Origin of the sequence: Bacillus sp. AFS001701 (assembly GCF_002559405.1) — a bacterium.
Taxonomy (GTDB): domain Bacteria; phylum Bacillota; class Bacilli; order Bacillales; family Bacillaceae_G; genus Gottfriedia.
Window position 1 is genome coordinate 1 of the sequence record NZ_NTZO01000303.1, and the last position, 2611, is coordinate 2611.

At 36.0% G+C, this 2611-nt stretch carries 2 protein-coding genes; both read right to left on the reverse strand.

What is annotated here, in order from left to right:
• Positions 1–12: 12 nt before the first annotated feature.
• The gene (locus tag CN514_RS18570; protein ID WP_098233880.1) at positions 13–405 is read right to left on the reverse strand and encodes a hypothetical protein; all 393 of its coding nucleotides are present in this window, start codon (positions 403–405) and stop codon (positions 13–15) included.
• A 357-nt stretch (positions 406–762) separates the two neighbouring features.
• A complete protein-coding gene (locus CN514_RS18575) occupies positions 763–2490 on the reverse strand; it encodes an AAA family ATPase (protein ID WP_098233881.1) in 1728 nt (575 codons plus the stop codon).
• Between the last annotated feature and the right edge of the window lie 121 nt (positions 2491–2611).

Below are 2611 nucleotides of genomic sequence, written 5' to 3' on the forward strand. Positions count from 1 at the left end.
TAATTATTTCCATTAGTAATTAATTGTTACACTTCCGCTAAAAAATTCTATTCCATCAGATTGATTTTCTAAGTAAAAATAATGAGGTTCAGAATATAGTACTTTTATAGTACTAGAATCAGAAACATGTGCGTAATTCCAACTTTCACCTACACTTATATATCCATATCCAGTTTGTTGATATAGATGAGTCCCAATTTTATATTTCCCTGAGGCCCTATTATCTTTATTTGGTGTAGTAGAGAATCTAACGACGTTCCCTTTTTTTAGTTTAACGCAAACTTTACCTAATACTCCGTGATACATTTTATATGTAGAGGAATAAGATGCGGCTAATGCTGTAGGCGCCATCATAACAAGTAATAAAGCTAAACTAGATAATGTTACTAAGAACTTTTTCTTCATTTTAATTCACTCCTTGATATGTATTAGAATTTTATTATATTTCAGATTCTCTATTAATTAGTTTCAATAATGCGAAGAAAAGATACAATTTTGAAACATTAATGATCGTTTAGGTATCTAATAATTCAACAATTGCTACGAATTTTATAATTAGCACAAAATTTATTTACTATATTGTTCCAAAAGTTAAAAATCCTGTTTCATTTTTAGGATTTCAAATATTCGGGCATGTACTAATTTCACGAAATTCTGGTCACAATTGAAGAAAATACAAAAAATCCACAAGGAGCTTCAATTCCCTTGTGGATTTTCTTTATAAATAAAGTACTAATGATTTTATTAATGGGATCTCTTTCACTAATTCTGATCACTTTCAGGTAATTTATCAAAATCCTTAAGCAATCCTTGAATATTTTTCTCGTAAACAGAACCAATCTTTACAATAGGTGGTTCAGGACGCGTACGTGCATAAATGCTTTCGTAAATATCTTCTATTTCTTCGCCTGTTAAGTCACCTCTTTTTAGCAGCTCTTGTGCGATTGAGTGTACAAAATCGGCGTGGTCAGTAACAAGTTTTTTTACTTGGCTCATTTGGTCCTTTAGAAGAAGGTTAATTTTTGGTCGTAGTGCTCTAAGACCTTCTGCTTGTGAGCCTAATGCATTCCAGCTGAATAACTCATCGCCCATTCCAACTAAACCTAAATATGCACCACCAAGTAGGGTTGCTTGTTGCAGATCAGATGTGACACCGTTTAATTTTTTGTGGAGAAACTCTTCTTCTACTGCTCTAGCTGCCAAACAAACTTGGATTGCTGCAAGTATTTCGCTGTCGCTTCGATTATATCTTTCTGTTGTTGGCTTAGTCGCAGCAAGACCAAGTGCGTCACCCCTACGAATAATTGTTACCTTCCATACTCGATCATGTGGCTTTAACAAATATTGAGCTACGGCGTGACCTGCTTCATGATACGCCACATTTCTCTTCTCATCTTCACTCATGGATCTAAGTGGCTGCTTAAGTCCCCACTCATACGTTTCCATTGCATCTCGGAAGTCAGTGTAATTTGCAACATCAGCACCTCGCTGATGAGCAATTACGACAGATTCATTCACTATATGTTTAATTTGTGCTGGACTATATCCAATCGTATCAAGAGCAGCTCGCTCTGGTGTTAAAGATGAATCGATTTTCACCTTTTTTAGATAATATTGGAAAACATCAATACGACCATCATAATCTGGAGAATCTACCCAGAGTTTTCGGTCAAAACGCCCTGGTCGTAGTAATGCTTGATCAAGTACATCAGGTAAATTTGTAGCTGCAATCGTCAAAACCGCAGGGCGCTCTGCTTTCTTTTTACGTAACCCGAGTGAGCGAAGAAATTTTGCTATTTTAGAACTATCAATGTTAGGAGGATCCATTTGTAGTAAAAGCTCATTCAATAATCCAGAACCCATTCCCATACCGAACAATCCACCACCACCGGCTCCCCCTCCTTGACGAGACATACCAATTGCGTCGACTTCATCGATAAAAATGATACACGCTCCGTAAATATTAGCTAACTTTCTAGCCTTTTTGTAAATTCCCATTACTTTCAAATTCCCTACACCAAAGAACATGTTTTGAAAACTTGGAGCCGAGGCATAAGCAAAAGGTACTTGGGCCTCATTCGCAATAACCTGTGCAAGATAAGATTTCCCTGTACCAGGAGGACCACAAAGCAGCAATCCACGAATTGCCTCTCCTCCCATCTCTTTAAACGTTTTAACACCTTTTAATAGTGTTACGATTCGTTTTGCATTTTCAACAATCTCAGGGTTTCCACGATAATCATCCCACGTCGATCCAGTCTCACCAGGTAAAATCCAATAAGTACGACCTCTGGCTAGAAACCAGAAAATTGCTACAAATTGAATGATCGCCATGAAAATCATAACGGCGAACTGAAATAAAAGACTAACAATCGATATTGCTACACTCCAGTATGTTGGCCCCCCTTTAGTAAGCACAACACCAATAAAAACAATAACAGCTAACCAAATTAATACTCTTCGCCATTTAATCCATTGATATTTTGTCATAAACATTACTTCCTTCTAGGGAATTTTTTGAATATTCTATGAAAAAATTAGCCCATTGGTGCCTAGAAATATATGTATGCAAAAACTAAATAAATTTGTGTATTTAAATAAAATAAAAAAC

Bases quoted from the DNA above. Each gene is read 5' to 3' on its own strand.
- CN514_RS18570 (WP_098233880.1), bottom strand. From the start codon at position 405: ATGAAGAAAAAGTTCTTAGTAACATTATCTAGTTTAGCTTTATTACTT.
- CN514_RS18575 (WP_098233881.1), bottom strand. From the start codon at position 2,490: ATGACAAAATATCAATGGATTAAATGGCGAAGAGTATTAATTTGGTTA.